The sequence below is a fragment of the Agreia bicolorata genome (assembly GCF_000938265.1).
Taxonomy (GTDB): Bacteria; Actinomycetota; Actinomycetes; order Actinomycetales; family Microbacteriaceae; genus Agreia; species Agreia bicolorata.
Genome location: NZ_JYFC01000003.1, coordinates 628,267 through 653,469 on the forward strand (window position 1 = coordinate 628,267; position 25,203 = coordinate 653,469).

26 protein-coding genes are annotated in these 25,203 nt (G+C 62.6%); 14 read left to right on the top strand and 12 right to left on the bottom strand.

Annotated elements, in window-relative coordinates:
- Position 1: 1 nt before the first annotated feature.
- From TZ00_RS09860 to TZ00_RS09890, 6 genes are all read left to right on the top strand, one after another.
- Entirely contained in the window at positions 2-1,354 is a 1,353-nt protein-coding gene (locus TZ00_RS09860; RefSeq protein ID WP_238579640.1) for an ABC transporter substrate-binding protein, read from the top strand.
- Positions 1,355-1,416: 62 nt separating this feature from the next.
- Positions 1,417-2,325, top strand: coding sequence for a carbohydrate ABC transporter permease (locus TZ00_RS09865; RefSeq protein ID WP_044441203.1), 909 nt, complete (start codon positions 1,417-1,419; stop codon positions 2,323-2,325).
- Positions 2,322-3,221, top strand: a complete 900-nt coding sequence (locus tag TZ00_RS09870; protein ID WP_044441205.1) for a carbohydrate ABC transporter permease — start codon at positions 2,322-2,324, stop codon at positions 3,219-3,221. The genes TZ00_RS09865 and TZ00_RS09870 overlap by 4 nt, the downstream gene beginning before the upstream one ends.
- Positions 3,222-3,283: 62 nt before the next feature.
- Positions 3,284-5,692 carry a glycoside hydrolase family 43 protein gene (locus TZ00_RS18840; protein ID WP_161793758.1) on the top strand — a complete coding sequence of 803 codons (2,409 nt, stop codon included), beginning with the start codon at positions 3,284-3,286 and terminating at the stop codon, positions 5,690-5,692.
- Positions 5,693-6,936: 1,244 nt separating this feature from the next.
- Complete coding sequence (locus tag TZ00_RS20375; RefSeq protein ID WP_052521451.1) at positions 6,937-7,461, top strand: hypothetical protein; 525 nt, start codon at positions 6,937-6,939, stop codon at positions 7,459-7,461.
- A gap of 42 nt (positions 7,462-7,503) precedes the next feature.
- The gene (locus TZ00_RS09890) at positions 7,504-7,725 is read left to right on the top strand and encodes a hypothetical protein (RefSeq protein ID WP_044441209.1); all 222 of its coding nucleotides are present in this window, start codon (positions 7,504-7,506) and stop codon (positions 7,723-7,725) included.
- A gap of 65 nt (positions 7,726-7,790) precedes the next feature.
- Here the strand turns inward: TZ00_RS09890 and TZ00_RS09895 are convergent, their stop codons facing one another.
- Both TZ00_RS09895 and TZ00_RS18850 read right to left on the bottom strand, forming a co-directional pair.
- Positions 7,791-7,994 carry a hypothetical protein gene (locus TZ00_RS09895; protein ID WP_044441211.1) on the bottom strand — a complete coding sequence of 68 codons (204 nt, stop codon included), beginning with the start codon at positions 7,992-7,994 and terminating at the stop codon, positions 7,791-7,793.
- Between the two features lie 39 nt (positions 7,995-8,033).
- Positions 8,034-8,879, bottom strand: coding sequence for a hypothetical protein (locus TZ00_RS18850; protein ID WP_152631142.1), 846 nt, complete (start codon positions 8,877-8,879; stop codon positions 8,034-8,036).
- Between the two features lie 980 nt (positions 8,880-9,859).
- On the opposite strand from TZ00_RS18850, the gene TZ00_RS09915 reads away from it, so the two are divergent.
- The gene (locus TZ00_RS09915) at positions 9,860-10,129 is read left to right on the top strand and encodes a hypothetical protein (protein WP_044441215.1); all 270 of its coding nucleotides are present in this window, start codon (positions 9,860-9,862) and stop codon (positions 10,127-10,129) included.
- A 36-nt stretch (positions 10,130-10,165) separates the two neighbouring features.
- Here TZ00_RS09915 and TZ00_RS09920 read toward each other — a convergent pair whose 3' ends face one another.
- Complete coding sequence (locus TZ00_RS09920; protein WP_044441217.1) at positions 10,166-10,780, bottom strand: TetR/AcrR family transcriptional regulator; 615 nt, start codon at positions 10,778-10,780, stop codon at positions 10,166-10,168.
- A 75-nt stretch (positions 10,781-10,855) separates the two neighbouring features.
- Between TZ00_RS09920 and TZ00_RS09925 the strand changes: the two genes are divergently transcribed.
- Positions 10,856-11,818: a zinc-dependent alcohol dehydrogenase family protein gene (locus TZ00_RS09925; protein WP_044441508.1), complete on the top strand. Its 963-nt coding sequence runs from the start codon at positions 10,856-10,858 to the stop codon at positions 11,816-11,818.
- Positions 11,819-11,916: 98 nt separating this feature from the next.
- Here the strand turns inward: TZ00_RS09925 and TZ00_RS09930 are convergent, their stop codons facing one another.
- Complete coding sequence (locus tag TZ00_RS09930) at positions 11,917-13,587, bottom strand: 2-isopropylmalate synthase (protein WP_044441219.1); 1,671 nt, start codon at positions 13,585-13,587, stop codon at positions 11,917-11,919.
- 139 nt (positions 13,588-13,726) lie between these two features.
- Here TZ00_RS09930 and TZ00_RS09935 point away from each other — a divergent pair, with 139 nt between their 5' ends.
- Positions 13,727-14,401 (top strand): FadR/GntR family transcriptional regulator, encoded by a 675-nt coding sequence (locus tag TZ00_RS09935; protein WP_044441221.1) that lies wholly within the window; start codon positions 13,727-13,729, stop codon positions 14,399-14,401.
- Positions 14,402-14,451: 50 nt separating this feature from the next.
- Here the strand turns inward: TZ00_RS09935 and TZ00_RS09940 are convergent, their stop codons facing one another.
- Together TZ00_RS09940 and TZ00_RS09945 are read right to left on the bottom strand one after the other, a co-directional pair.
- Positions 14,452-15,060, bottom strand: coding sequence for a LysE family translocator (locus TZ00_RS09940; protein ID WP_044441223.1), 609 nt, complete (start codon positions 15,058-15,060; stop codon positions 14,452-14,454).
- Positions 15,060-16,022 (bottom strand): MerR family transcriptional regulator, encoded by a 963-nt coding sequence (locus TZ00_RS09945; RefSeq protein WP_044441225.1) that lies wholly within the window; start codon positions 16,020-16,022, stop codon positions 15,060-15,062. The genes TZ00_RS09940 and TZ00_RS09945 overlap by 1 nt, the downstream gene beginning before the upstream one ends.
- Before the next feature lie 121 nt (positions 16,023-16,143).
- Here TZ00_RS09945 and TZ00_RS18855 point away from each other — a divergent pair, with 121 nt between their 5' ends.
- Positions 16,144-16,977: a response regulator transcription factor gene (locus TZ00_RS18855; RefSeq protein WP_084606027.1), complete on the top strand. Its 834-nt coding sequence runs from the start codon at positions 16,144-16,146 to the stop codon at positions 16,975-16,977.
- Here the strand turns inward: TZ00_RS18855 and TZ00_RS19300 are convergent.
- The 3 genes from TZ00_RS19300 to TZ00_RS09960 all read right to left on the bottom strand — a co-directional run bounded on the left by TZ00_RS19300 (position 16,956) and on the right by TZ00_RS09960 (position 18,000).
- Positions 16,956-17,117, bottom strand: coding sequence for a YqaE/Pmp3 family membrane protein (locus TZ00_RS19300; protein WP_084606028.1), 162 nt, complete (start codon positions 17,115-17,117; stop codon positions 16,956-16,958). The genes TZ00_RS18855 and TZ00_RS19300 overlap by 22 nt on opposite strands.
- A gap of 35 nt (positions 17,118-17,152) precedes the next feature.
- Entirely contained in the window at positions 17,153-17,356 is a 204-nt protein-coding gene (locus TZ00_RS09955) for a hypothetical protein (RefSeq protein WP_044441227.1), read from the bottom strand.
- A gap of 149 nt (positions 17,357-17,505) precedes the next feature.
- Positions 17,506-18,000, bottom strand: coding sequence for an Asp23/Gls24 family envelope stress response protein (locus TZ00_RS09960; RefSeq protein ID WP_052521454.1), 495 nt, complete (start codon positions 17,998-18,000; stop codon positions 17,506-17,508).
- A 262-nt stretch (positions 18,001-18,262) separates the two neighbouring features.
- Between TZ00_RS09960 and TZ00_RS09965 the strand changes: the two genes are divergently transcribed.
- Entirely contained in the window at positions 18,263-19,273 is a 1,011-nt protein-coding gene (locus TZ00_RS09965) for a hypothetical protein (protein WP_044441229.1), read from the top strand.
- Between the two features lie 175 nt (positions 19,274-19,448).
- On the opposite strand, the gene TZ00_RS09970 is transcribed toward TZ00_RS09965, so the two are convergent.
- Entirely contained in the window at positions 19,449-20,228 is a 780-nt protein-coding gene (locus tag TZ00_RS09970) for an alpha/beta fold hydrolase (RefSeq protein ID WP_044441514.1), read from the bottom strand.
- A 50-nt stretch (positions 20,229-20,278) separates the two neighbouring features.
- Here TZ00_RS09970 and TZ00_RS09975 point away from each other — a divergent pair, with 50 nt between their 5' ends.
- Positions 20,279-20,692: a MarR family winged helix-turn-helix transcriptional regulator gene (locus TZ00_RS09975; protein ID WP_044441231.1), complete on the top strand. Its 414-nt coding sequence runs from the start codon at positions 20,279-20,281 to the stop codon at positions 20,690-20,692.
- 36 nt (positions 20,693-20,728) lie between these two features.
- Here the strand turns inward: TZ00_RS09975 and TZ00_RS09980 are convergent, their stop codons facing one another.
- Positions 20,729-22,642 carry an ABC transporter ATP-binding protein gene (locus TZ00_RS09980; protein WP_044441233.1) on the bottom strand — a complete coding sequence of 638 codons (1,914 nt, stop codon included), beginning with the start codon at positions 22,640-22,642 and terminating at the stop codon, positions 20,729-20,731.
- A gap of 293 nt (positions 22,643-22,935) precedes the next feature.
- Complete coding sequence (locus TZ00_RS09985; protein ID WP_044441235.1) at positions 22,936-23,664, bottom strand: hypothetical protein; 729 nt, start codon at positions 23,662-23,664, stop codon at positions 22,936-22,938.
- Positions 23,665-23,890: 226 nt separating this feature from the next.
- Here TZ00_RS09985 and TZ00_RS09990 point away from each other — a divergent pair, with 226 nt between their 5' ends.
- The gene (locus TZ00_RS09990; RefSeq protein ID WP_052521455.1) at positions 23,891-24,460 is read left to right on the top strand and encodes a sensor histidine kinase; all 570 of its coding nucleotides are present in this window, start codon (positions 23,891-23,893) and stop codon (positions 24,458-24,460) included.
- On the top strand, positions 24,457-25,116 hold the full coding sequence (locus TZ00_RS09995) for a response regulator transcription factor (RefSeq protein WP_044441237.1): 660 nt from the start codon (positions 24,457-24,459) through the stop codon (positions 25,114-25,116). The genes TZ00_RS09990 and TZ00_RS09995 overlap by 4 nt, the downstream gene beginning before the upstream one ends.
- Positions 25,117-25,203 lie beyond the last annotated feature (87 nt).

Below are 25,203 nucleotides of genomic sequence, written 5' to 3' on the forward strand. Positions count from 1 at the left end.
CATGACACGCACACGCAAAGCAATGGTGCTCGGAGCTGCGGCGCTGGTATCAGCCTTGACCCTGGCAGGCTGCTCGCCGGCAGCCCAAAATGACGACTCATCGAATGCCACGACCTACACCCAGGACGAGATTGATAAAGCGCTCTCCACTCCGACCGAGCTGACATTCTGGACGTGGGTTCCTGACGTCCAGAAGGAAGTTGACCTGTTCGAGGCGAAGTACCCAAACATCAAGGTCACGGTGGTGAACACGACAGGGGGCACGCAGCAGTACCCCAAGCTGCGAGCCGCCATCAAGGCTGGGGAAGGTGCCCCCGATGTGGCCCAGATCGAGTATCAGTATCTGTCCTCATTCCGGCAGACCGGCAGCCTGTCCGATTTGACCCAGTTCGGAGCCGACGAGCACAAGAGCGATTACGTCGACTGGATCTGGAACCAGGTCGCTGACGACAAGGGCGTATGGGCTGTTCCGCAGGATTCTGGACCGATGGGAAACTTGTATCGGACGGATATCTGGGCTGCCGCTGGACTTGAGGGGCCCCCTAGCACGTGGGACGAGTTCGCTGAACAGGCCGCGGAAATTCGATCCAAGACCGACTCCTACATTGCTGATCTGCCCGGGAATGACCCGGGCCAGATGATGGGCTTGTTCTGGCAGGCCGGAGCCAAACCCTTCTCCTACGACGGAGACAAGACCGTGTCCATCAACCTCAACTCGCCTGAAGCGACGAAGGTTGTTGCTTTCTGGCAGGACCTTATCCAGAAAGACCTGGTCGCAACCGACCCTGACTTCGCAGACGAGTGGTACCAGGGGCTGGCTCGAGGAAAATACGCCAGCTGGCAAGTTGCTGCCTGGGGTCCACTGTTTCTCCAAGGAACTGCGAAAGACACCAGCGGACTCTGGAATGCCGCGAAGCTTCCGCAGTGGAACGCAGGCGAGGACGTCTCGGGTAACTGGGGCGGATCGACCGACGCCGTACTTGCGGGAAGCGACAACCAGATAGCTGCGTACGAACTCGCGAAGTTCATCAACACAGACGAAGAGTCCGCTCTGCTACTCGCGAACGACCAGTTCCTCTTCCCGACGACAACGGCAACTCTGAAGAATCCTGATTTTGTCGATCAGGAGTCCGAGTTCTATGGCGGTCAGAAAGTCAATGAATTCTTCGCCGGCGTATCAACCACCGTCGACAAAGACTTCCAGTGGCTTCCGTTCATGGACTTCGTTTACTCCAGCTACAACGAAACAGTCGGTGCCGCCATCTCGGACAAGGCCGACATGGTATCCGCCCTCGATGACTGGCAGAACGCCGTCCAAGAATACGCAACCCAGCAGGGCTTCACCGTTCAGTAGCAATAGTGGTGGGGCCAGGACGCTGCAGGCATCTCGGCCCCACCCACCCGAAGAAAGTTCTCATGACCCGACCTACCGCAGCGCGTCGATCAACGATCGACCGAACGCAAACACGAGCCGCATGGATCCTCATCCTGCCGTTTCTCATCGTGTTTCTTCTGGCCTTCATTGTCCCTCTCGGATACGCGGCATACCTCAGCGGCTTCACCTCGCAGCTAGTGGGCGGGGAAGTCTTCTCCGGTCTGACGAACTACACTCGCGCACTCCAAGACCCACAGTTCTATGCCGGCCTCTCGCGGGTTGCACTCTTCTTGTTTGTGCAGGTGCCGATCATGCTGATTGCTGCCCTCGCCCTTGCTCTTGCCCTCGACACTGGACGAGTTCGAGCCAGCAAAGCGGCCCGCCTCCTCATCTTCCTTCCCTACGCAATACCCAGCGTGGTGGCGACACTCATGTGGGGATACCTCTACGGGAACGACTTTGGGCTTATCACTCAACTTTTCGAGCTGATCGGACTTCCAGGCCCGGATCTTCTCGATAAATCGAACATCGTTGGCTCAACGATGAACATCGTCTGCTGGGAATTCATCGGCTACAACATGATCATTCTCTACGCGGCTCTACGAGTCATTCCGACCGAACTCTATGAAGCAGCCGAAATTGACGGAGCGAACCAGTTCCGAATCGCGTGGAGCATCAAAATCCCGGCAATCCGGCAGGCCCTGATCCTGACGGTGATCTTCTCGATTATTGGTTCGTTCCAGCTCTTCAACGAACCAAACCTTCTCTACAACATCGCTCCAAACTCCGTCGGCACCGATTTCAGCCCCAATCTGTACGCCTACAACATCGCCTTCAAGAACCAGGACGTCAACTACGCGGCGGCCATAGCCTTCCTCCTAGGAATCGTGATCGTCATCATCTCCATCGTCGTTCAGTCCGTCGTCAATCGGCGGGAGCGCAACTCATGACCATCAAGCCCCTCTCGAGAAGCAGAACTCGCATCCCAAAGCGGACACACTCAAGCAAATCAAGCAGCCTCCTCACCGTTCTCGTATGGGTGAGCATCGTCTACTTTCTCGTGCCAATCATTTGGCTGGCCATCGCAAGCACAAAAGACAACTCGGACCTGTTCTCGACATTTGGTCTTTGGTTCGGGAACGGCTTTCATCTATTCACCAACATCAGTCAGGTCTTTTCTCTGAATGATGGAATCTTTTCGCGATGGCTTCTGAACACAGTGCTGTACGCCGTCGTTAGTGCCGTCGGCGCGGCTGCACTTGCCACTGCCTGCGGGTACGCGCTCGCGAAGTACCGTTTCCGTGGACAGACTGCGGTCTTCTGGGTCATCATCGGCGCTGTCATGGTGCCAATGACCGCGCTCGCTATCCCCACATACCTTTTGTTCAGCAGCGTTTCACTCACAGACACAGTCTGGGCGGTGATCTTGCCCGGCCTCGTTAGCCCCTTTGGGGTCTACCTGATGAGGGTTTATGCCGCGGAATCGGTCGATAACAGCCTTATGGAAGCTGCACGGATCGATGGAGCCGGCGAGCTCCGCATCTTCATGACAATCGGGTTGAGGCTTCTCACGCCAGGCATCGTCACGGTGCTGCTCTTCCAGCTCGTCGCAACATGGAACAACTATTTCCTCCCGCTGATCATGCTCAACTCGCCATCTCTCTACCCCGTGACAGTCGGCTTGGCGCAGTGGCAGCTTTCAGCATCCAGCGGTGGCGGCGCGCAAGTGCTGTTCTCCACGGTCCTCACCGGTTCACTCGTCTCAGTCCTCCCACTGGTGGTCTCTTTTCTCTTCCTCCAGAGGTTCTGGCAGTCCGGACTTTCAGCGGGGGGCGTCAAGGGATAGACCACTTTCAACAACCACCGCCGCTTTACCAGCCATGCCCCAAATGTTCAAAGGAGAACACAGTGCAACCCTTCCCGATTCAGCGTCTAGCCCGAACGCGAGACAACGCTCCTCCCGCCTCCCGTCGAGCAAGACTTGCGGCCATCTGTGCGGCAATTTTGATCGCGGTGACTCCGGTCTCAGTTCAAGCAGCCTCCGCGGCGCCGGCTACCCCGACTTACAACAACCCGATCTACCTGAACAGTGGACTTCCCGATCCGCAGGTGATCGTGGGAGAAGACGGGTACTACTACCTCACGGGCACCACAACCAGTTCATCCGTCGAGATCATTCGGTCTGCGTCTCTGACTGACTTCAGCGGTGCGGTGCGTAAGACGGTCTTCACGCCGAACGCTCCCTACAACAAGGACGTTTGGGCGCCGGAACTTCACCGGCTGGATGGTAAGTGGTACATCTACACCACGGCATCGGACCTCGACTACGCGACGGTAGGAAATCCGGCCGTAGCGAACAACCGGATCCTTGTCCTGGAAAACACAGCAGCGAACCCTCTCGACGGCACATGGGTAAGCAAAGGTCAGGTCTCTGGCGTCAGTACCACCAAGGGCTCTCTTGACGGCACTGTCTTCGAGAGTGGTGGCGTGCGGTACTTCATGTTCGCGTACTCCTACAACGGGAATCACGTCTACATCGCGAAAATGTCGAACCCATGGACTCTCAGTTCCGAACCGGTTGAAGTGATCAAGCCCACGCTGGGATGGGAGGGGCAGTGGACGACCGAAGGACCAGCCGTTCTGGTCCGGAACGGCAAAGTTTTCGTGTCATATTCCGCGAACGACTGTGCGTCTGACAACTACTCGATCGGCCTGGTCTCGGCCAACCAGTCGAGCGACCTTCTGAACCCAGCCTCATGGACGAAGAACACACAGCCTGTCATGACTTCGAACCCCGGCGCTGGTGTCTTCGGCCCCGGGCACAACTCTTTCACGACGTCACCTGACGGAACCGAGGATTACATCATCTACCACGCCAATTCTGCCGCTGGGCAGGGATGCGGTGGAGGGCGTATGGCTCGCGTTCAGAAGATGTCGTGGAACGCTGACGGTTCGCCTGCGTTCCCAACCCCGGCAAGCCAGAATATTCCGACACCGAAATGGGACGTGGGTGCGTCCGCGCTGGTGCGAAACGGTAGCTTCGAGCGTGACCAGAAGGCATTGTCAGCTCCTAGCCAGTGGACGTCCGCTGACAATAATCCAGAAGCCTTCTACACCGAAACAGGCGGTCGGACGGGGGACTTCAAAGGAACCCAGTGGGCGACGCAGCCTTACCGGGTGTACACGTACCAGCGGATCCCCAACCTCCCGACCGGTAGCTACACCCTTACGGCGTGGGTGAAGTCGAGCGGCGGCCAAACCGAAGCCAGCGTTGAGCTCAAAAACTACGCCGGAAGCTCGAGCAAGAAGCTTGTTGCGATCCCACAGGCTGGTGATTGGACTCGCATTCAAATCTCAGGCGTCAACGTGACCGCCGGAGAAGCAACCATCGGGTTCTGGTCAAACGCATCCGCCGGCCAGTGGTTGAGTTTCGACGATGTGCAACTCACTCCCGATAACTATGCCAACTACACCTTCGAAAGCGATGGCCTGGGATCAGTTCCGTCTGGATGGACACCAGACTCCTCAGGGTGGTCCGTTGTGCAGGCTGCACCCAATTCCCGACAGCTCACCACTCCGTCGAATGGTACGGGAGCAGCTCTCGCTGGAGATTCACGGTGGACCGACTACGCCGTGGAAGCAACAATCAAATTCTCCGCGATCAACGGCGGAGGGCTAGGACTCCTCGCTCGCGTCTCAGACACCAACCACTTCTACCAACTCGAGCTTTCCCGACTTGGATCGGGATCCCTTGGTTGGGATCTCTACAAAAACGACGGTGGCTCGTGGACAAAGCTCGCAGAAGGAAATCGAAACTTCGACCCCGGGACGCCTTACCGACTCCGTCTGGCTGCGGTAGGTTCCCAGCTCAAAGCTGACATCTCCTCTGACAACGGAGCTACGTGGGAAGCGCTGGGTCAGGTAAATGACTCTTCGCTCGCAGCAGGTCGAATCGGCTTACGCGCTCAGGGAGGTTCGACCGGCACATTCGATGACGTAACCGTGCGGCGGGCGGAGGCGACCGTTGCCCCGAAGCTCGACGTGCAGGTGGCCGCTCGATGCGTAACGGGGAAGGTGGTCTTGGCAGTCAAGGCGACGAATACCGACGCAATTCCGCTGGACGTCAGTGTGGCAACGCCCTACGGGGCCCCGCCGAAGGCAACGATCGCGGCTAGCAAATCTGCATCCAGCACGACCAACACCCGTCTGGTCAGCGTTGCAGCCGGAACTGTCAATGCAGCCATCTCGGGTACCCGAGATGGAGTCCAAACGACGTCCGTTGTCCAGACCCCCTACGCAGCACTTTCGTGCGGCTGAACTTCGAAAGGACGGAAAACACAATGACCCGATCAAAATGCATCCGAACAACCGCAGGTGCGCTGGGGTTTGCTTTAGTCGCGCTCGTTGGGGCGATAGCTACCCCCGCAAGCGCCTTTGCTGACGATCAAGTTGGCGGTGACAATCAAGTGGACGTGTCAGTTGAAATCAGTGACGCATCGCCCCCGGGCATCCTCACGATGACAGTCGCCGGTACTTCCGCCCAGCTCGTGGAGTCAACTTCAGACTCACCGGTGATTCGTCAGTTCTCAGGCTCCCTCCCGACAGTCACGGTTACGGATACTCGCAGGTCCGACCAAATCCCTGATGGCGCGTATTGGTCGGTGCTTGGGTCCACCTCGGCCTTTGTCGGAGACAACGGACAAGAACCCATCACTCCTGACCATCTCGGGTGGGCTCCGCATCTTCTCACCCCCGCAGACGAGGGCGAGGTTGCAGAAGGTTCGCCCGTCGAAACCAGCCTCGACGAGGGTCCTGGGAATGTCGGCTTGGTCGATAGGGAGCTGTTGGCGATGGCTTGGGACTCTGAGGAAGCGGTTGGGGAATGGTCTGTGAACGCTGACCTCACACTGAAGGTCCCCGTCACAACGGAACCAGGAACCTATTCATCGGTCCTGACATTGTCGCTGTTCGAGTGATCGCCGGCGAGGGGGCCAGCGAACCTGGCCCCCTCGCTTTTGCGACTATGAAAGGCCACACCCATGCCCCGATATTTGAAGAAGTGGTCGGGGGGCTGGTGGCTAATTGGCCTCCTAGTCCTTCTTTTTGTGGGAGCCGGTTCGTCGCCCGCTAGCGCGGAGGAACCAAGCGACATCACATGGTCAGTCCGCCCCGCATCATCAGCGGGACCCGACGGTCGATCGTGGATCGAAACGTCCCTAGAACCTAGGTCGACAATTATCGAGCACCTTGCGGTGACCAACTTCAGTGATCAACCGGTGACGTTTACGCTGACGTCCGCAGACGGCTATTTCACCGAGGAGGGCCGCTTCAATATGCTGCCCACTGCGCAGCCCTCAGTAGATGCGGGGACATGGATCTCAATTGAGCCCACAGTGACGCTGCCAGCGCACGGTATGGCGACTGTGCCCTTTACGATCACGGTTCCACCGAATGCCGAACCAGGTGACCACGCAGCCGGAGTAGCCGCCTCTGTTCTAGGTTCCTCCGTCGATGACACTGGATCCCGCGTAACCGTCGACAGCCGAGTTGGATTTAGAGTCATGACCCTGGTTGAGGGCGACCTGAAGCCAGCCGCATCGATCGATCTACTCAACGCAACGTACGAACCCACTTGGAACCCCTTTGGCTCCGGCTCTGCTGATGTCACGTTCAACGTGAAGAATTCCGGCAATACCCGCTTGATCATCGACGGAACGGTGCGGGCGGGCGACGTGGAGTCTGAGATACACGCATCGAATACCCCCGATGAAGAGCTCCTACCCGGGGAGAACGGTAATTTCACAGTCAAGCTGACGGGTGTCTACCCAACATTCCAGATCCCCATCACTGTCGAACTACGACCCGATGCACCAACACTCCCAGACGGAACCCGACTAGATCCCGTTGTCGAGAAAACGACGGTGTGGGCGCCACCTCTTCCGCTTCTGGGAATGACTGTCATGGCGATCGCTCTCGGTCTCATCATCACCAAAATCGCAATCATCCGAAGGCGAAGAATTGCCGCGCTAGTCGATAGAGCGCGAGAAGAAGGGCGCAGGGAAGCGCACCACGAAAGCAGTTCCTAAAGGTTCCCGATCTGACGCGGAAGTGGACCATAGGCTCGGAGTGTGCTTTATCTTGCGCGGGGCATCGAGAACGACCACTTCTGGGTGGCCCAGGAACTCGATGGCGCCCTCGTGGAGACGCCATGGCGGGTCGAACGCGAGGAGGGTAGGTACCGTCTAAGCCACGCGGACGACAGCCGCGAGACAGCTCGAGGGTTTGCGCTGGGCGAATTCGCAACACCGGAATCGGCGGTTGAGGCGCTGCGACGCCTGCTGCAGCTCTGACGTCGGGACGTCTCGTTCTCTCCAGGGGCTGCCGCGCGCGATGCGCTTGCCCTCGATGGGGTGGGCTAGTTTGTGGGGTTGTTTCCGATGGCGCCGGTTGGGCCGCGGCGGATGTCGCGGTCGCGCGCTTCGAGCCAGAGCTGGTGCCGCCGTAGAGCGCTTTGCACCGCCGAGCGGATGACCCAGTGCAGCGCGAAGAGCACGATCGCGGCGAACACGAGGTAGATGAGCAGGCTGCTGAGGATGCCGGGCCAGAAGCTGTAGGTCATGGTGGGGTTCCTTTGCTCGAGCTGGTTGACGCCTAGGTGTCAACCAGCGGTGAGTTGTCCGTCGGTGAATCCGACGTCGATGTGGAGGTGGGTGCAGGTGTCGTCGAACTGTGTGAAGTGTGTGGTCCCGATCGTGGTGCCGGCTTCGGCACGGCATTCGACTTGGCCGACGCGGGCGCCGTCGGGCATGACGGGGTCGAGCGCGCTGATGAGACGCAGCGAGTTCCCGTCGGCGCCGGTGAGCCCCTGCCCGTTGAGTCGGTAGAAGTCGACGGCGAGCCCGCCACCCTCGAAGTAGTGCGAGGACGCGGTGCCGGCGCCTTCGATCTGGCCGGTGCATCGGCGGTTGATGTCGGAGACGCCGACCTGGTCGAAAACCTGGAGGGCGAGCACGAGCACCTGGAGGATGCGGACGTCGACGCCGCAGTCGGGCACCGCCTGCCCCTGGGCGATCCATCGGATTTCTTTGATGTGGTCGGGGGTTGAGCCGATGAGGCGGCCTTGGTCGGCGGCGTCGACGAGCTGCTGCGCGAGCTGCACCGCATTCCCACCGATTGCGCACGCCCCGGCGCCGCCGGTCGAGATCAGGCCCTGCACGATGGCCGTGGCGGGGGCGTAGAACGGCGTGTAGTAGTTCGGGTCAAGGTTGATCTGCACCGCGTGCGCGGCCAGCGTGGGCTCCATCGTTCGCCACCCGGGCACACCCATGAGGCGGGTGAAGAAAGCCGTAGCCGCCTTGAACGGGTCCATCCGGTCCGCGAGCGGCCCATAGCCGCGCTCCTGCTGCTGGAACAGCCCGACGGAGTCAGCGATGGTGCCGTCGGGGTTGATGGCGTTGTCGCCGTGGTCGAGGTTCCGAAGGGTCGATTCCCCGATCGCGGTCATCACCCCGATCGTTTGCGCCTCGGTGGGGAGTTGGAGCTCCGCGGCCGCGTTCATGATCTCCGCTGCGTTTTCCAGCTGCCCGTCCGAGAACCGCAAGCTGGCTGCCGGCGAGGGTGACTTGAAGCTGGTTCTAACCGTCTACGCGAGTTAAGCGAATCACATTTTAGCCCTGGGCCTAGGCCTATCGCTGGCAGCCGACTTGAGACTTCCATACCGGTAACGTAGCTCTCTTCGCGTAACCGGAGTCCCGCTAAGAGCAACCTATGAAGCAATATGACGCCGTCGTGTTTCAAGACCGGACGTGGTGGATGATAGAGATCCCCGAGCTAGGCACCATATCTCAGGCAGTTGCCCGATCGGATGTGCAATCCCAAGCGCGCGATCTGATCGCAGTGTGGCTCAACGTGCCAGAGAACCACATAGTGCCGCCTCGCATCCGTTGGTCGGCACCACGTCACTTCGATCGCATCAGCGACGACGAGTAGGACTCACTCTCGTTAGAAGAGCCAGGTGGCCCATGGCAAAGAGCACCCCGAAAGTTCGGCCGCCGGTGACTTGGTAGGCACTACCTGCGTCTGATTTGTCCGAGTTGAACTAGGGCCTCTTCGCTCGAGGCGTCCTGCTGCATGTCCCAGCTTGCGGTACGAGCTTTGAACGCTGCGTCCTTTCCCGCTTCCTGTTGCGGGGTGCCCGGCCGCGGTGCGGTCGGTGCTCCTGCGGACGGGGCAGGGTTGCCGAGCAACCGAGTACGGCGTGCGACAGCTGCCTACTCGGCCCGCGCGAGGCGTCGAGGCGGGGGCTCACCCCGGTCGACCACTGGCCGCTCGCCTGCGCTGACGCCCTCGGCCGCGGTCGTGTTCTCGAGGATTTAGCGTGCCGCGGTGGCGTCGACGGCTGCGACCTCGGCCGCGGTCGTTGTGGCTCGACATGTTCATTTCTGCTCCACGGGGACACCCACTCAGTAGCGTCAGAGATGGCACGTGGTATTCACGGTTCTCCTGCTGGCTGTGTGCAATTACATGGAGAAAGCATCTGACTTCGAGGACCCAAAACGGAATGACAAGCTTCAGTTGCTCAAAGCCGCGATCGGCACGGTAGGTGCTTGGGGAACGTTCATTGCTGCAGCAGAGCCGATGCTGGGTGCTGGTGCGTGGTGGATTGCGTCCGTAGCGATCGTGGCTCTTCACGGAGGATTCATCATGATGGGCCGTTGGAAGCGTGTATGGGCCGTCATTCGGAACCAGCACTGACGATCTGGCGGTTGGATGCCTACTGAATCTTCGGCTCTAGCGAGGTTGAGGCGTCGTGACCATTTGTTGATCGCGCTCGCGGAAGGCATCGATCGCCAGCGAAGCGAAGCGGCGGGCGCGTGCCTCTCGCGAGCTGGGCAGAAGGGAGGACAGCCCTCGGCCGGCGAGGAGAACGAGAACCAGGTCGTCCATGACGAAGTCGTGCCGTAAAGCGCCGGCTCGTTTCGCCCGTTGGGCCAGCCGAGTGAGCTGTCGGTGCAGCGATTCTCGATGCTCGGTGAACGAGTCGGCCTCGGGGTTGGCAGACATGAACGCGTTGACGAAGCCCTGATTGCGGGCGTTCAACACGAACAGCCCCTCGATGGCTGACGTGAACCCTCTCCACGGGTCTGCGTCTGCGCAGCTCTCTTCGACGATCCGGCGACAGGCCGCCAACTCGTCGATGAAGGCCTCGTCGATCAGTGTCTGCTTCGTCGGAAACCGTCGATAGAGCGTGGCAGGGCCGACTCCGGCTTCGCGTGCGATCACGCGCATCGGCACGTCGAGGCCGCGCTCCGAGAACAGCGAGCGCGCGGCATCCAGAACCCTGTCGCGGTTGTCTTGGGCGTCGGAACGTAAGACATGAGGCAATTGCTCGACCACATTTCTCACTTTCGTCAAGTGGACGGGGGCGTCCGTTACGTTCTCGAGAGTAACGCGAAACACGACGGCACGAAGAAAGACATGATGCGAGCAGTAGTAATCCAGAGCTTCGGAGATCCATCCGGAATGGCCGTGATCGACGCACCCGACCCAACGCCGACCGCCGACGAGGTCGTCATCGACAGCTCGGCCATCGGAGTCGGCGGCGTGGATGCCGTGATTCGCCGAGGCACTCTCGGTGGCTACGGCTTCACCGAGGGCCACATTCCCGGCAGCGAGGTCGCGGGCGTCGTGAGCGCGGTCGGCGCAGACGTCGACGCATCCTGGATCGGCCGCCGCGTGTGGGCCTTCACGGGCACCGGGGGTGGTTACGTCGAGCGGGCGGTCGCGAGCATCGGCAACGTCGTACCGCTTCCGGATGGGCTGTCGCCTGTCGACGCCGTCACGCTGGGAAGCGCTGCACCCGTGGCGCACTTCGGGCTCGCCCACGCGCACTTCGCGGCCGGCGAATCCGTGCTCATAAGGGGCGCTGCCGGCAGCATCGGCATCGCCGCGGTGCAGCTCGCCGCTCAGGGCGGCGCCGACGTCGTCGCCGTCACCTCGTCGAGCCCGGAACGCGGACGACGATTGCGCGAACTCGGCGCAACCCACGTGCTGGACCGTGCCGGGGATGGTGACCCCGCAGCATCCGCCTCGTTCGACGTCATCTTCGACATCGTCGGCGGCGAGCACATGCCCGCTTTCATCGACAGGCTGGCGCCGAATGGCCGTATGGTCACGGTGGGTGTGGTGGCGGGGATGCCGCCCGCCGACTTCGGAATGCAGCTGCTGCGCACTTTTCAGAAGTCGCGTTCATTCGCGACATTCAGCCTCAACACCGTTCCTGCGCGGCAGCTCGATGAGGTGCGTGCCGAGCAGTTCGCGGCTGCCGCAGACGGACGACTGCTGTCGGTCGTGCACGAGGTTCTGCCACTCGATCAGGCCGTCGAGGCACATAGGCAGATGGATGCCGGCTCGGTCTTCGGCCGAATCGTTCTTGTGCCGTGACGCCGATCACCGCGACTCACTGCGATGGTCGAGTGGCAGCGTCACCACTCGTTATGAAGCGTCGCCCAAGAGAATGAGCTGAAGTCCCTCTGCCTCGGTCATGCTGTGGCGGCGTTGATGACAGCGATGACCGTGGCGTCGAGCACCGAGCGGTGGCGTCCCGCTGCCCAATGCGTGGCGGGTCCGCGCCGGTATTCGATCAGGGTCAGGGCGTCGCTGTCGTTGCCGGCTGCGAGCGAGGTCTGATGCAGCGAGACGATGTCGAGGGGCATGCCGGCGGCGTCGAGGACGCGTGTGGTTGCCTCGACCACCCCGACATCGGTGAACGTCGCCGCGTGCTCCGTGCCGTCGACATCGATCCGCAGCGCGGTTCGAGTCGCGCCGCCGACTGACGTGACGTCGAGTTCGACGAGCTCGATGCTTGTGGCGCCTGGGGTGAGGTAGCTGCGTTCGAAGATCGTGAACAGGTCTGCGGAGTCGAGTTCGAGGCCCGTGTCGTCGGTGTGTTGTTGCACGCGGCGAGAGAAGTCGATCTGCAGCCTGCGGGGCATCTCGATTCCGTAATCGCGTTCGAGCAGGTAGGCGATGCCGCCCTTGCCCGATTGAGAATTCACCCGGATGACCGCCTCATAGCTGCGGCCGAGATCTGCAGGGTCGATCGGCAGGTAGGGCACGCGCCAGGGGAGCTGGTCGGTGGGGATGCCGGTGGCTGCTGCACGGTCTCGATGTTCGGCGAAGCCCTTCTTGATCGCGTCTTGGTGGGTGCCCGAGAATGCGGTGTGAACCAGGTCTCCGACGTAGGGGTGTCGTGGGTGGATCTCGATGCGATTGCTGTGTTCGACGACACGGCGAATGTGGTCGATGTCGGAGAAGTCGATCATCGGATCGATGCCTTGCGCGTGCAGGTTCAGGGCCAGCGTGGCGATGTCGACGTTGCCAATGCGTTCGCCGTTGCCGAAGATGCATCCCTCCACTCGTTGGGCGCCGGCGAGCACGGCCAGCTCGGCGCAGGCAATGCCGGTGCCGCGATCGTTGTGGGGGTGCACCGAGAGGATGACTGCGGAACGCCTGTCGAGATTGCGGTGCATGTACTCGATCTGGTCTGCGTACACGTTCGGGGTCGCCGCTTCGACGGTCGCCGGAAGGTTGAGGATCACGGGCCGATCGGCGCTGGCATCCCAGAGCGTGGTGATGGCGTTGCAGAGTTCGAGGGCGTAGTCGGGCTCGGTGAGGTTGAAGACCTCGGGTGAGAACTCGAATCGCACGCCGTCGAGGTCTCCGGCGAAATCGAGCACATCTCGGCCGCCGGCGAGAATCAGTTCGCGCAGCGACTCACGATCATGGCCGAGCACGACCTCGCGCCAGAGTGGCGCTGTCGCCGTGTACATGTGAATGACGACGGGGTTTCGGATGCCGCGGATCGACTCGACCGTGCGCTCGATGAGATCGCGACGGGCGGGGGTAAAAACCACGATGGTGACGTCGTCGGGAGCGAGGTCGGTCTCGGCGATCAGCCGCACGAAGTCGTAGTCCGTCTGTGACGCCGACGGATACCCAACCTCGATCTCCTTGTATCCCATCGACACCATGAGTTCGAAGAAGGCCCTCTTTCGACTCGGGTCCATTGGCTCGGCAAGTGCCTGGTTGCCATCGCGAAGATCGACCGGAACCCACAGCGGAGCTTCAGTCAGGCGCCGCGACGGCCACTCGCGATCGCGGAGCGGCACGTCCACCCGGGCGAAGAGATCGTCGTACCGAGCGGACGGCATCTGAGAATGGCGTTGCCGGTTCCAGTGGGGAGAGGCATCCGGAACCGGCCCCGCCGGGGTCGAGAGTCGCGAGTTGGTGGAAGTCACGGCGCAACGCTAACACAACTCCTCAGACAAGCTGAGGAGTAAGCTAGGAGATATGAGCCCCATACTTCGCGAATCCCTTTCCGACCAGGTCGCTCGCCTTCTCCTTGCTCGAATCCAAGCGGGAGAGTGGAAGGTCGGACAGAAGCTGCCCGGCGAAACGACGTTGGCCCCACAGCTGGGCGTCGGGCGCTCCACGGTGAGGGAGGCGATCCGGCAGTTGAGCGGACAAGGCGTTCTGTCGACCCGGCAAGGCGCGGGCGTCTTTCTTCAGGCGGTCTCTCCCTCTGTCGATTGGGACGCGCTGGTGACGCGAACGAACATCTCGTCGATCCTCGAGGCGCGCATCGCCATCGAGTCCGAAGCGGCAGCACTCGCCGCCGAACGTCATACGCGCGATGAGTTGGATGTGATTCGGGCAGCCCTCGCGCTCCGCGATGTCGACCGCATCACGATCGAGACCAGAGTCGACACCGACACGGCATTCCACCGGAGCGTCGTCGTCGCGAGCCACAACGAGGTTCTGACCGAACTCTTCGACACCTTCGCCGAGCGCAGCCGCGAGGCGATGATCCAGATGCTCGAGCTCAGCGGCGAGCCGGGCACCGACCACGACCAGCTCACCCATGCGCAGATCGTCGAAGCCATCGCGACCCGCGATGCAAGCGCAGCATCCGAACTCAGCCGTGCCCACCTCGTCGCACTCCGCGACGGGCTCGCCTCCCATTAGAACGGAATGCCGATCGCCGCGGCCCTCTCCACCCGTTGTACTGCGCGAACTCAGCTGAAAACAATCATCAGCGCTGCGATCACCAGCAGTCCTGCAGCGATGAGGTCGGTCGCGCGCGCGTGCCTGCGGAGCGTGTTCAGAAGTAGGTGCGCGAGCAGTGCGTAGGTGGCGATGACCGTTCCCATGATGGTGACGACCAGAAGAATCAAGACCGGAGCGACGTTCCACGGGCTGGCCCCGACAGGAATCACCGACGGCAAGATAGCGAAGTAGAAGGTCAGGGCAAGCGGGTTTCCGAGCGTGAGCGCCGCGCCGAGAAGGAAGGGGCCGCCCGCGCGCCGAGGCTTCTTCTCGGCCGCGAGCTCAGGGGGAGCCGCGCGGAACGATCGACGCACGCGGACGAACGCGAGCCAGAGCAGCCAGGCCGCGCCGGCGTAGCGCAGCAGCACGAACCACGGGCCGAGCAGGGCGGCCAGGGCCGTGGCGCCGAGGAGGGCGATGATGAGAAAGAGCACTTTGCTGAGCAGCAGGCCGGCTCCGAGAGGCACTACGTCTCGTCGCCGCCCCGACAGCACTGCACCGACGATCGTGGCGGCCTCGACTCCGGGAGTGAACGCCGTCACGGCATAGGCGATGATGAAGGGCAGGTAGTCGGGCATCACTCGGGGTGGGCTTCGAGCCAGTCGAGCACGATCTGCGCGTGCCGGTCGGCCGGAAAGACCGGGTAGAACACGTGCTCGATCACATTGTCACGAACGATGAGCGCGAGCCGACGGTAGGCGGTGACGTCACCACTCGAGAAGGTGGGCAAGACGGATGCCGCGGCCAGCAGCATCCGCTCGTCTGTGAGCAGCGGATACGGCAACCGCAGCGCCTCGGCGAGCGCCTGCTGGTATGCGACGGGCTGCCCGGAGAGCCCGAACACCCGACGCACTCCGGCCTGGATGAGGTCGGCGTAGTGGTCTCGAACATCGCAGTTGTGCGGGCTGCAGCCGCGCGCGCCGGGGATCGCATCCCAGCCATCGGGCATGTCCTGTTCGGGCGACCCCGTCATGGCGAACACGTAGATCAGCACCCGGCCGGCGCCGAGGTCGTCGAGGTCGACCTGGTCTCCGTCCGTCGACGGAAGCTTCACTGGGGGCAGCCGCATTCCGGCCAGGTGATCGGCGGCTCCGTCGTCTTCTGGAGCGGGCAGGTCGGCGGGCAGTGGCTGCAGATTGGGGTTCACTGCATCCAGCTCTTTCATTTCGCCCATGAGTCGCCTACTTGCGACGGCCAGGTTGCCGACCAACGCGTCGCGCTGCCGGGTGAGCGTCTCGATGGTGCGATCGATTCGCTCGACGGCTCGGCGATACTCGGCAAGCGACGACGGGCAGGCGTCGGCATGGATGCTGCCGGAATTCATGCAGTCAACGAACGGTGCCATGTCGCGAAGGGGAATTCCCAGTTCGTTTAGCTGATGAACCTGCTTGGCCGCGGCAACCTGCTGCCGATCGTAGAGGCGATAGCCGTTGGTGTCGCGCGACGGAACGATCAGCCCGAGCTGCTCGTAACCGCGCAATGCCTTCGGCGAGACCCCGATCTCGTCTGCCACTTGGCCCGACCGAAAGAACTGTTCCATCTCGCGACCATAAACCCTGCCCTTAGGGGCAGGGTCAAGGAGGAATGAAATCGCTCCTCCTTTGGTAGGACTGCCACCCATCCGCTGCCAACCTGGCGCGTACCGGACCTAACGTGATGACATGCAACTTCGTGGACGATTTCGGTGGGCGGTCGAGCCCCTTGTGGCCATCTTGCTCGTCTTGGTGTGGTGGTCGAGCGAGTCTGGTGGATTCACTGATGACGTGGCCCTGCGCTCGGATGCCTTCTCCACCAGTCCATACGGCGTCTTGGTTGCTGTGGGATTCGGTCTGTCTGTTGCCGTATCGCGGTTGAGCCCTGCGTGGTCGGTCGGGATAATGGGCACGCTTCTGCTGGCCCAGCTGCTCTTCTGGCCGGCCCGGTTCAGTCAGGTGAGTTGGACGGCATACATGTTCTTAGCCGTCTTGGTATTTCTCCTCGCCCTCAGCGCCCCTCCTGTGAGCCGGTGGGTCGTCATCCCCTCGCTTGCTGCTGGCGCTGTGCTCGTGACGGCCCTTCTGGTTTTTCCGTCACTGTCGATCTCGGGAAGCTACGGAACCATCAACGGAGCACCGTGGGGATCGATCGAGATCGTTCAGGGTTCCGCCGTGTGGTGTGTCGTGTGCCTCGCTCTGGCGGCCGGATGTTGGCGGTACGGCCGGAAAGTAAAGCGAGTCATCGAGGTCGATTCGGCTCCTGTGGCCAGCTCGGCGCCCGCGGCGCCGGCATCGACGGAACTGCTTCTTGCTCCGCTCTCCCCGCGCGAGCGGCAGATCTTTCATCGAGTTGCTCAAGGCCTGACGAACGCTGAGATCGCGGGCGAGGAGTTCATTGCCGAGACCACCGTCAAGTCGCACGTCGGCAGTATTCTCAACAAGCTCCACGCCTCGTCGCGCAGCGAACTCATCGCCTTGGCCTATCGAGTCGGGTTCGATCAGTCGCGTGTCACGCGGTAGAGGCCGTAGATCACCCCAGGAACGTGCCCGAGGAGTTGCAGCAAGAAGGCCCAGAGAACCTTCAAACCGAGGCCGTCGTGAATGAGAACAGCGACGAACGGAAAGAAGAAGCACAGGATGATGAGCAGTATTTTGCGCATGATGGGTCCAATCTGATTCGAGTCGGGTGTGATGACTACTTCTTGAGATCGCTCACTTTTGCGGCGATCTTCTTGCCCAGCTTCTTGCGTGCCTTCGCGTTCTTGGGGTCGCGCCAGAGACGCTCGGCCTGGTGACGCAGCGTCTCGGACTGCTTTCCCTTGACGGGTCGGTGCGAGCGGGCGCCCGCGAGGTAGATGGCTGCGGCGATGACGCCGACGACGATGATCTTGTTACGCATGGGGTTCCTTCTTGTTGTGGGGCAGGGTTTGTGGCCTGCCGGGTCAGCGGTTCATCGCCTGGGTGATGAGTTCTTGGATGAACGGGATGACGTTCCCGATCTGATTGACGCTCGAGAGCGCCGTTGTGACAAGCCGTTTGCGTGGGACCTCATGTGCGCTGTGCAGTTCGGTCGGGGCTGGTGTCGTCGGCCGCGGGCGCCGACTCGGTCTCCTCGTTCGCGGGCGTGATCGGGTCGAACGGGCCGTGCACGTCGGTGACGTTCACGTTCACCTCGATCGGTTCGCTCACGAGCTGCGCCGCCGCACGGGTGACCTGGTGCCTGACCGTCTCGAGAACCTCGGCGATCGTGTGCGGGTACTCCACAACGAGGTCGAGATCGATGATGGTGCCTCTCTCTGCTCGGCTCACCGTGACTCCGGGAGCGGTCGAGCTGCCCAGAATGCGGCGGCTCGCGCGGTCGAGGGCGTTCGAGGCGAGACCACCGAGGTGGTGTACGCCGATGACGCCGACCACGGTCTCGGCAGCGGCGGTGCTGATCAGGTGCTCCGGGGTTTCCGGATCGGGGTGGGTGGTCTCGATGGCACTGAGGTCGACGGGAACGGGCCGGGCGAGTGCGGCATCGCCGGTGAGTGGGTCAGTCATGTGGGGTCTATTTCTCTTTCTGTCGCGGCCGGGCGACCGGACTTTCGCTACATAGTTAAGACGTGTCGACAGGGCAGATCGTCACAAACCAATTCGTCGAAGGAGTGCCCTGCAGACGCTGACGTCCGAGGTCGAGCGGGATCGCGCTCCGGCCCGCGATGGGGAGCGCTCCCCATCGCCTCGGATCGCGGCCCTCGGATAGCGTTGAACACACGATCCGGTTGACAGTCGAGAGTCGGCAATCGGGCCGGGAGGGATTGATATGCGGACATCACGCAAGGCACGTGGTTCGAGCCATTCAGGAATCGCAACGACGGCGCGGGGTGGGGCGCTCGCCGTGCTCGCACTGGCCGGGGCGATCGGGCTTGGAGCCTGCACGACGCCTGAACCGGAGTCGACGCCCGATCCGGTGGGCACCTCGAGCGCGGCGCTGCGGGAGCAGCTTCTCCAGATCGAGGGCCTGTCCGACCCGGGTCAGACCCTCAGCGGCCTCGAATACGAACTGCAGTTCGCGATCGACGATCCAGACCGCGCCGCGGAGGCGACCCGTGAGGCGCTCGATGCATTCCATGCCTCGGGCGTCCCCGAGGCCCTCACCGCGGACGTCGCCGAGTTCTACGACTCCCCGCCGAGATTCCAGCTCAGCATCGTCGAGGCCGGCTCCAAGGGGGCCGGCCCCCACCTCGACCTGCCGATCGCTTCCAAAGACGACACGCCGACTCTGGCCGCAGCCGTCGCAACGTGGAGCCGGATGGGCCAGATCGAGGGCATCAAGCTGCAGACGAGCACCTTCGACACCTCGACCTTCGAGATGGGCTACACGGTCGACTTCGAGGGTCTGCTCGCGGGAGTGCGGCCGACCGCGGTGACCCCGCAGCTTCGCCAGATCCTCGCCGACGCCGGGTACGACCCCGCGGCCTCCACGATCAAGGCGGCCATCACGGCACCTGAGGCGAGCAACACCGTGGGCGGCAAGGAGAAGTACGTGCAGGGCACCCGGTTTGCCCGCGCCTCACTTCCGCTGAAGGCGGTGGCCGGCCCGAACTTCGCCTCGGTGTCGTACTTCATTCCGCCGGGTGGCAAAACCGTCGACATCTACGTGCTCCCCAAGCTCGCCCCCGATGGCACGCTCCTTCCGCTCGACCTGACCGACGAGACCGTGCGCACCGCAGGCGAGTCCATCCAGACCGGCAACTTCGACTCCTCCTGGGATCTGAGGGACGTCATCGCGTTCACCCAGGACGGCATGCAGACCTTCCCGACCAACGCCTGAACAGTGGATAACCGGGTAACTGGGGCCTCCGGAGCCTCGCGACGGTCATCCGCTGGCGCTCACCCCCAGACAGTCGGTAGCCACGCTCTCCCACCATGGTGTCGAGCCGGTCCGACTGCCCGGGTGCGCGCTCGCCGCTCGGACCGTGACGGTCGTCGTCGCCCCTGACGGAGGCTCACCGAATGCCTTTGACGAACGGGTCGATGACCGCCCAGGTCGCTTCCGGCGCCTCGAGGTGAGGGAGGTGTCCTGCGTCGGCCACGACGGCGAACTCCGCGCCGGGAATGGCGCGAGCGACAGCCTGGCCATAGGCGGGCGTGACGATGCGGTCGCTTGCGCCGAACACGACGAGCGTCGGCGCGGTGATCGCGCCGAGGCGCTCGAGGAGTGTTGCGTCGCTCATGGTGCGGCCTGCGATTGCGGCCATGGTCTGGCCATTGGACTGCTGAATCGCGCGCTGTTCGTCGGTGAATGCGGCGGGGTCCCTATATCCGAGCTTGGGGTTGTGCCAGGCAGCCTCGGCGAGTTGGTGGGCATCGAGCGCGAAGAAGTCCGCGCCCGGCTCGCCCTCGACGACAGCGCCGACGCCATCGATGTCGATGACGGTACCGATCAGGCCGGCGTACCGCTCATCGGCGGCGGACTGGATCGCCATCTCGAGTGCGATCCAGCCGCCGATCGACGACCCGATCAACACCACGTCGTGCTCGCCGCGCTCGAGAAGGTTTTCGAGGTACGCGGTTGCGAGCTGGGCGACGGATGCGATGTCGTCGGGTCTGCTCGAGCCGTTCCATCCCGGGTGGGTCGGGGCCAGAACATGCATGGTCTCGGCGAGGTGGCCGACGATGGGTGCGACGGTCTGCGGCCCGCCGCCGCCGTGCAGCACCAACGCGGTGCGCGCATCCGGATTGCCGGTCTCGACGACGAACGTGTTCTGGGGGAGCGAAGGAGTCATCATGCACCTATCTCAATATGTTTATGTACTGATATTGATACGCTAACACGATGACGACGAATCTGGAATCGCTAGGGAAGGCGATCAAGCAGGCGCAGTACCGCAATCACCGCACGATGGATGCAGCCCTGCGCGAGGTCGGGGTGAGCCTGGTGCAGTGGGACGCCCTGCGCGCGATCGACCGCATGCCCGGCGCATCCGGTCACGATCTGGCGGTTGCGACATTTCAGAGCGATCAGGCGTTCGGCACACTGGCGAACCGACTTGTCGACCGAGGGCTCATCTCGCGCGCCGCAGGGCGCGGGCGACGCATCGAACACGCCCTCACCGACTCGGGGCGTGACGCGCTGCGAGAAGGGCACCGCGTCGCCACGCACGTGCTCGAAGACCTCTTCGCCCCGCTCGACGAGGAGCAACGCTCCACGCTCGAGCGGGTTCTTCGGAGGCTCGTGCACGAACCGTAGACCGGTAAGCCAAGGACCCGCCTCGCGCCTGAGACTCTACTTAGGTGCGCCCTGCCCGCTCACTGCTTCTTTATCCACCGCAGCGTTCTTCTGCACCGCGAACTGGGTGCGGTGCAGTTCCTCGTAGCGCCCACCCGCAGCCAGCAGTTCTTCGTGTGTGCCGCGCTGCACGATCGAGCCGTCCTCGACTACCAGAATCAGGTCTGCGCTGCGGATGGTGGAGAGGCGGTGTGCGATCACCATCGCCGTGCGTCCCTCGAGCGCTTCGCTGAGCGCCGCCTGCACGGCGGCCTCCGAGGTCGAGTCGAGCGCCGCCGTCGCCTCATCGAGAATCACGACGCGCGGCTGGGCGAGCAGGAGCCTCGCGATCGTCATCCGCTGGCGCTCACCGCCAGACAGCCGGTAGCCGCGCTCGCCCACCATGGTGTCGAGCTGGTCGGGCAGCGACCGGATGAGCGGCTCGAGCCGCGCACGACGCACGGCGTCCCACACATCGTCATCGGATGCATCCGGCCTCGCGAGACGCAGATTGGAAAGGATGGTCTCGTGGAACAGATGGCCGTCTTGGGTCACCATTCCCAGGGTGTGCCGCATGGAGGCGAAAGTGACGTCGCGCACATCCGTTCCCGCGAGGCGAACCGCGCCGCTGTCGACGTCGTAGAGGCGCGAGAGCAGTTGCGCGATCGTGGACTTGCCGGCACCGGATGTTCCGACGAGGGCGACGGTCTGCCCCGGCTCTATGCGGAAGGAGATGCCGTGCAGCACCTCCTCGCCGCCGCGGGTGTCGAGCGTGGAGACCTCTTCGAGGGAGGCTAGGGACACCTTGTCTGCGGACGGGTAGGCGAAGCGCACGTCGTCGAACTCGACCGACACCGGGCCTTCGGGCACGGATGCGGCGTCGGGCTTCTCCTGGATGAGCGGCTCGAGATCCAGAATCTCGAAGACCCGCTCGAAGCTCACCACCGCGCTCATGATCTCGACGCGTGCGTTCGCGAGACCGGTCAGCGGCACGTAGAGGCGGGTGAGCAGGAGCGCAAGGGTGACCACGTCACCGGTGTCGAGCTGGCCGGCGAGTGCGAGGAACCCGCCGAGTCCGTACACGAGTGCGAGGGCGAGAGCGGAGACGAGCGTCAGCGCGGTGACGAAGACGAACTGCAGCATCGCGGAGCGCACCCCGATGTCGCGCACACGGGCGGCGCGCACGCGGAACTCTTCGGCCTCTTGATCGGGCCGGCCGAACAGCTTGACGAGGGTGGCGCCGGGCGCCGAGAAGCGCTCGGTCATCTGCGTGCTCATGGCGGCGTTGTGGTCGGCGGCCTCGCGGCGCAGGGCGGCGAGACGGCCGCCCATCCGGCGCGCGGGTATCAGGAAGATGGGCAGCATGATCACGGCGAGAATCGTCACGAGCCACGACGTGTTGAGCATGACGATGAGGGTGAGGATCAGCGCAACGACGTTCGTGACCACGCCGGAGAGCGTGCCGCTGAAGGCCTGCTGAGCGCCGATCACATCGTTGTTGAGGCGGCTCACGAGGGCGCCGGTTCGTGTGCGGGTAAAGAACGCGATCGGCATCTTCTGCACGTGGTTGAAGACGGCGGTGCGCAGATCCAGGATCACGCCTTCGCCGATACGCGCCGAGAACCACCGCGTCACGAGTGACACGGCGGCGTCGGCCACGGCCACGAGGGCGATGACAACGGCGAGCCAGACGATCGTGTTGACCGCGCCCCGCGCGACGATGACGTTGACCACCTGGCCGGCGAGCACCGGAGTCGCGACCGCGAGGAAGGCTCCCACGACGGAGAGCGCGATGAAGATCAGCAGCTTGGCGCGGTAGGGCACCGCGAACGTCAGGATGCGCCGCACGGACTCACGGGAGAAGCCGTGCTTGCCGTCTCTGGCGCTCGAGATCTTGTACAGCGAGCTCCAGGCGGCGCTTTCCATGCTCATGGCGATTCCTTCCGAGGGGGCCCTGCCCAACTTAGGCGACTGGATGCGGCGCGGATGCCGAGCGATGGCAGTATCTAGTCGAGCAGGCGTCGCATCTATCGGACGCGCGGCCTTCGAGTATTCGTGCGGTCAGCCCCCTTCGATGTCGGCGACGACGATCCGGACTCCTCTGGTCGCGATGCCGAGGATCGTGGGGAAGACCGTCGGCATCGAAGACGCCGTGAGCGACCGTAAATTTCGATGTCACATGAAGTTCGGAAGCAGGTCTCTGGCATGACTATGCGAGAGATCATCTAGCAGCCTGATTCCCGAAATTCCCACGCGCCCTCTTGCCCGCCAAGCCGACTTTCTGCGAGACCTAATGTCCCAACGCGTGCGAGTACATCTAAGTAGAGAGGGCCCGGATATTGCTTCCAGTGTTCTTGGCGCACTACCTGTCCTCCGATACGGAGGTCCATTGAATACTCGGTCCAGTAGTACGGAATTTCGTAGTCAACTCGACCGTCGACCAATTTGAGGGTTTGAGGATACCTATCATCGACTCTTAAGGTCACTGAAGCTTCCTCATCGAAGTTCATTCGAGATCCGTCGCAGAGGACGTAGCTCATGGTCGCCCACGTTTCGACTGGCGCGGATACGCGATCTGCCGCCTCAAATGGAACCGCTATGCCGCCGAGGGCTCCTGCAACCGCAACAATGGCCACGGGGATCAGACGGCCCTTGTTGAACTGCCGACTGTAATAGCGCGCGACTGTCAAGCCTGCAGCAATCCCGAAGGTGCCCCATCCGAGGAGCAACAGTATTGGCATCCCGGCCTCCGCAGCGATCACGTGAGAGCCACCGACCGCTGTTACGAGGGGCGGTATGAATGCGCAGAACGCCGCAAACGCCCATACTGGCCACAGCGGGCTGCTCTTCCGCGCAACGCGGAACGCTAAGAAGGCAGCGGTTCCAATTAGAAGTCCCGCAATCATCGAATAAATGAGATCGCTAAAGTTCGTCGACCTGATGGTTATTGTCATAACGGCAGTAGCTATGACGAAAACAAGTAGCGAATATGCAATAGAGTTCTCGGGTTTGGCTCGATGGCGAGGTCCGGGCATGAACTGTCCTCTTATGGGGATCGGTTGATCGCTACTTTGACGCCAGCATAGGGTCTTCTCGCGGAACGATGAGTGGTGTGGAACTTGCCTGATTCGTGCCTCGGCGAATCTCCCTGTCGATTGGGGCCTCGAGTTTTGAGTGGGGATGCTCAGCGTCAACCTCGGAGTCGCCGAGATCGGCCTGCCCCCGGAGGCGTCGTCGTCGCGCCAGGCCCTGGATTCGGCGCCGTCGAACGCACGCAATGTCGTGAGCGAGACCCAACGCATCCTGACCCTGCTTCGTCGGGGAGACGCCGTCGCCGACGAAGACGCCCTGCGGCCGACCCCGTCGCTCGCCGCCCTCGACAGTCTGATCGAGTCGTTGGAGAGCATCGGTCTCGAGGTGACGGCGTCGATCTCAGTGCCGGATGCCGCGCACGAGCCGGTCGTGGGAGTGACGGTTTATCGAATCGTGCAGGAGGCGCTGACCAACGCATACCGGCACGGTGAGGGAGCGGCGGTCGTGGGTGTTCATGAGGAGGGCGGTCGGATCCACGTGTGTGTGGAGAATCGGATCAGTCACACGCTGGGCGGTGCTGTGGCCGGGAGCGGTTTGGGGTTGGTGGAGATGCGGGAGCGCGCGGAGTCGTGCGGCGGAGCGCTCGCGGTGTCTTCTGTGGAGGATCGCTTTCGGATCAGCGCAGAGCACAGCCCGGTGGGAGCGCAGCTCGCATGACGAACATTCTGATCGTCGACGACCAGGACGATATGCGGGCTGGGATACGCTCGATGCTGCTTCTTGATCCCACGTTCGTTGTTGTGGGGGACCTGTCGGATGGGTTGCAGGTTCCGGCGTTTCTTCGGGACAACGCTGTCGATCTCGTGCTCATGGACATTCGGATGCCCGGGATCGACGGGGTCGAGGCGACGCGGTGGATACGGAAGGAGCATCCGGCTTCGAGACTGCGGGTGATCGTTCTGACGACGTTCGACCAAGACGAGATCGTGCTCGCGGCGCTGCGTGCGGGGGCGAATGGGTTTTTGAGTAAGACGGTGAGCCTAGCCGAGCTGGTCGCCGGGATTGCGGAGGTAGTTGCCGGTGGGGGAGCGCTGTCTGCGGCGGCTACTGCAGCGCTGATCGGGCACATGACTGACAGCCCGCCGGCTGTGATCGACAAGGGACTGCTTGAGCGCTTCTTCGCCTTGACGCCGCGCGAGCGCGATGTGATCGTGCTCGTTGCGAGCGGTCTCGACAACCACGAGATCGCAGCGCAGATGTCGGTGTCGCCGTTCACGGTGAAGACCCACGCGGTGCGGGCGATGACGAAGGTCGGCGCCAGGGACCGCGCGCAGCTGGTGACGTTCACGTTCCGAGCTGGGCTGCACCCGTGACGTTTTGTTGTGCGGTGAGTTATTCGGCAGCGCAGGGCGTGTCAGGTCCGCGCAAGCAGCCGCTGGAGACGTACGCGATGGTCTGCA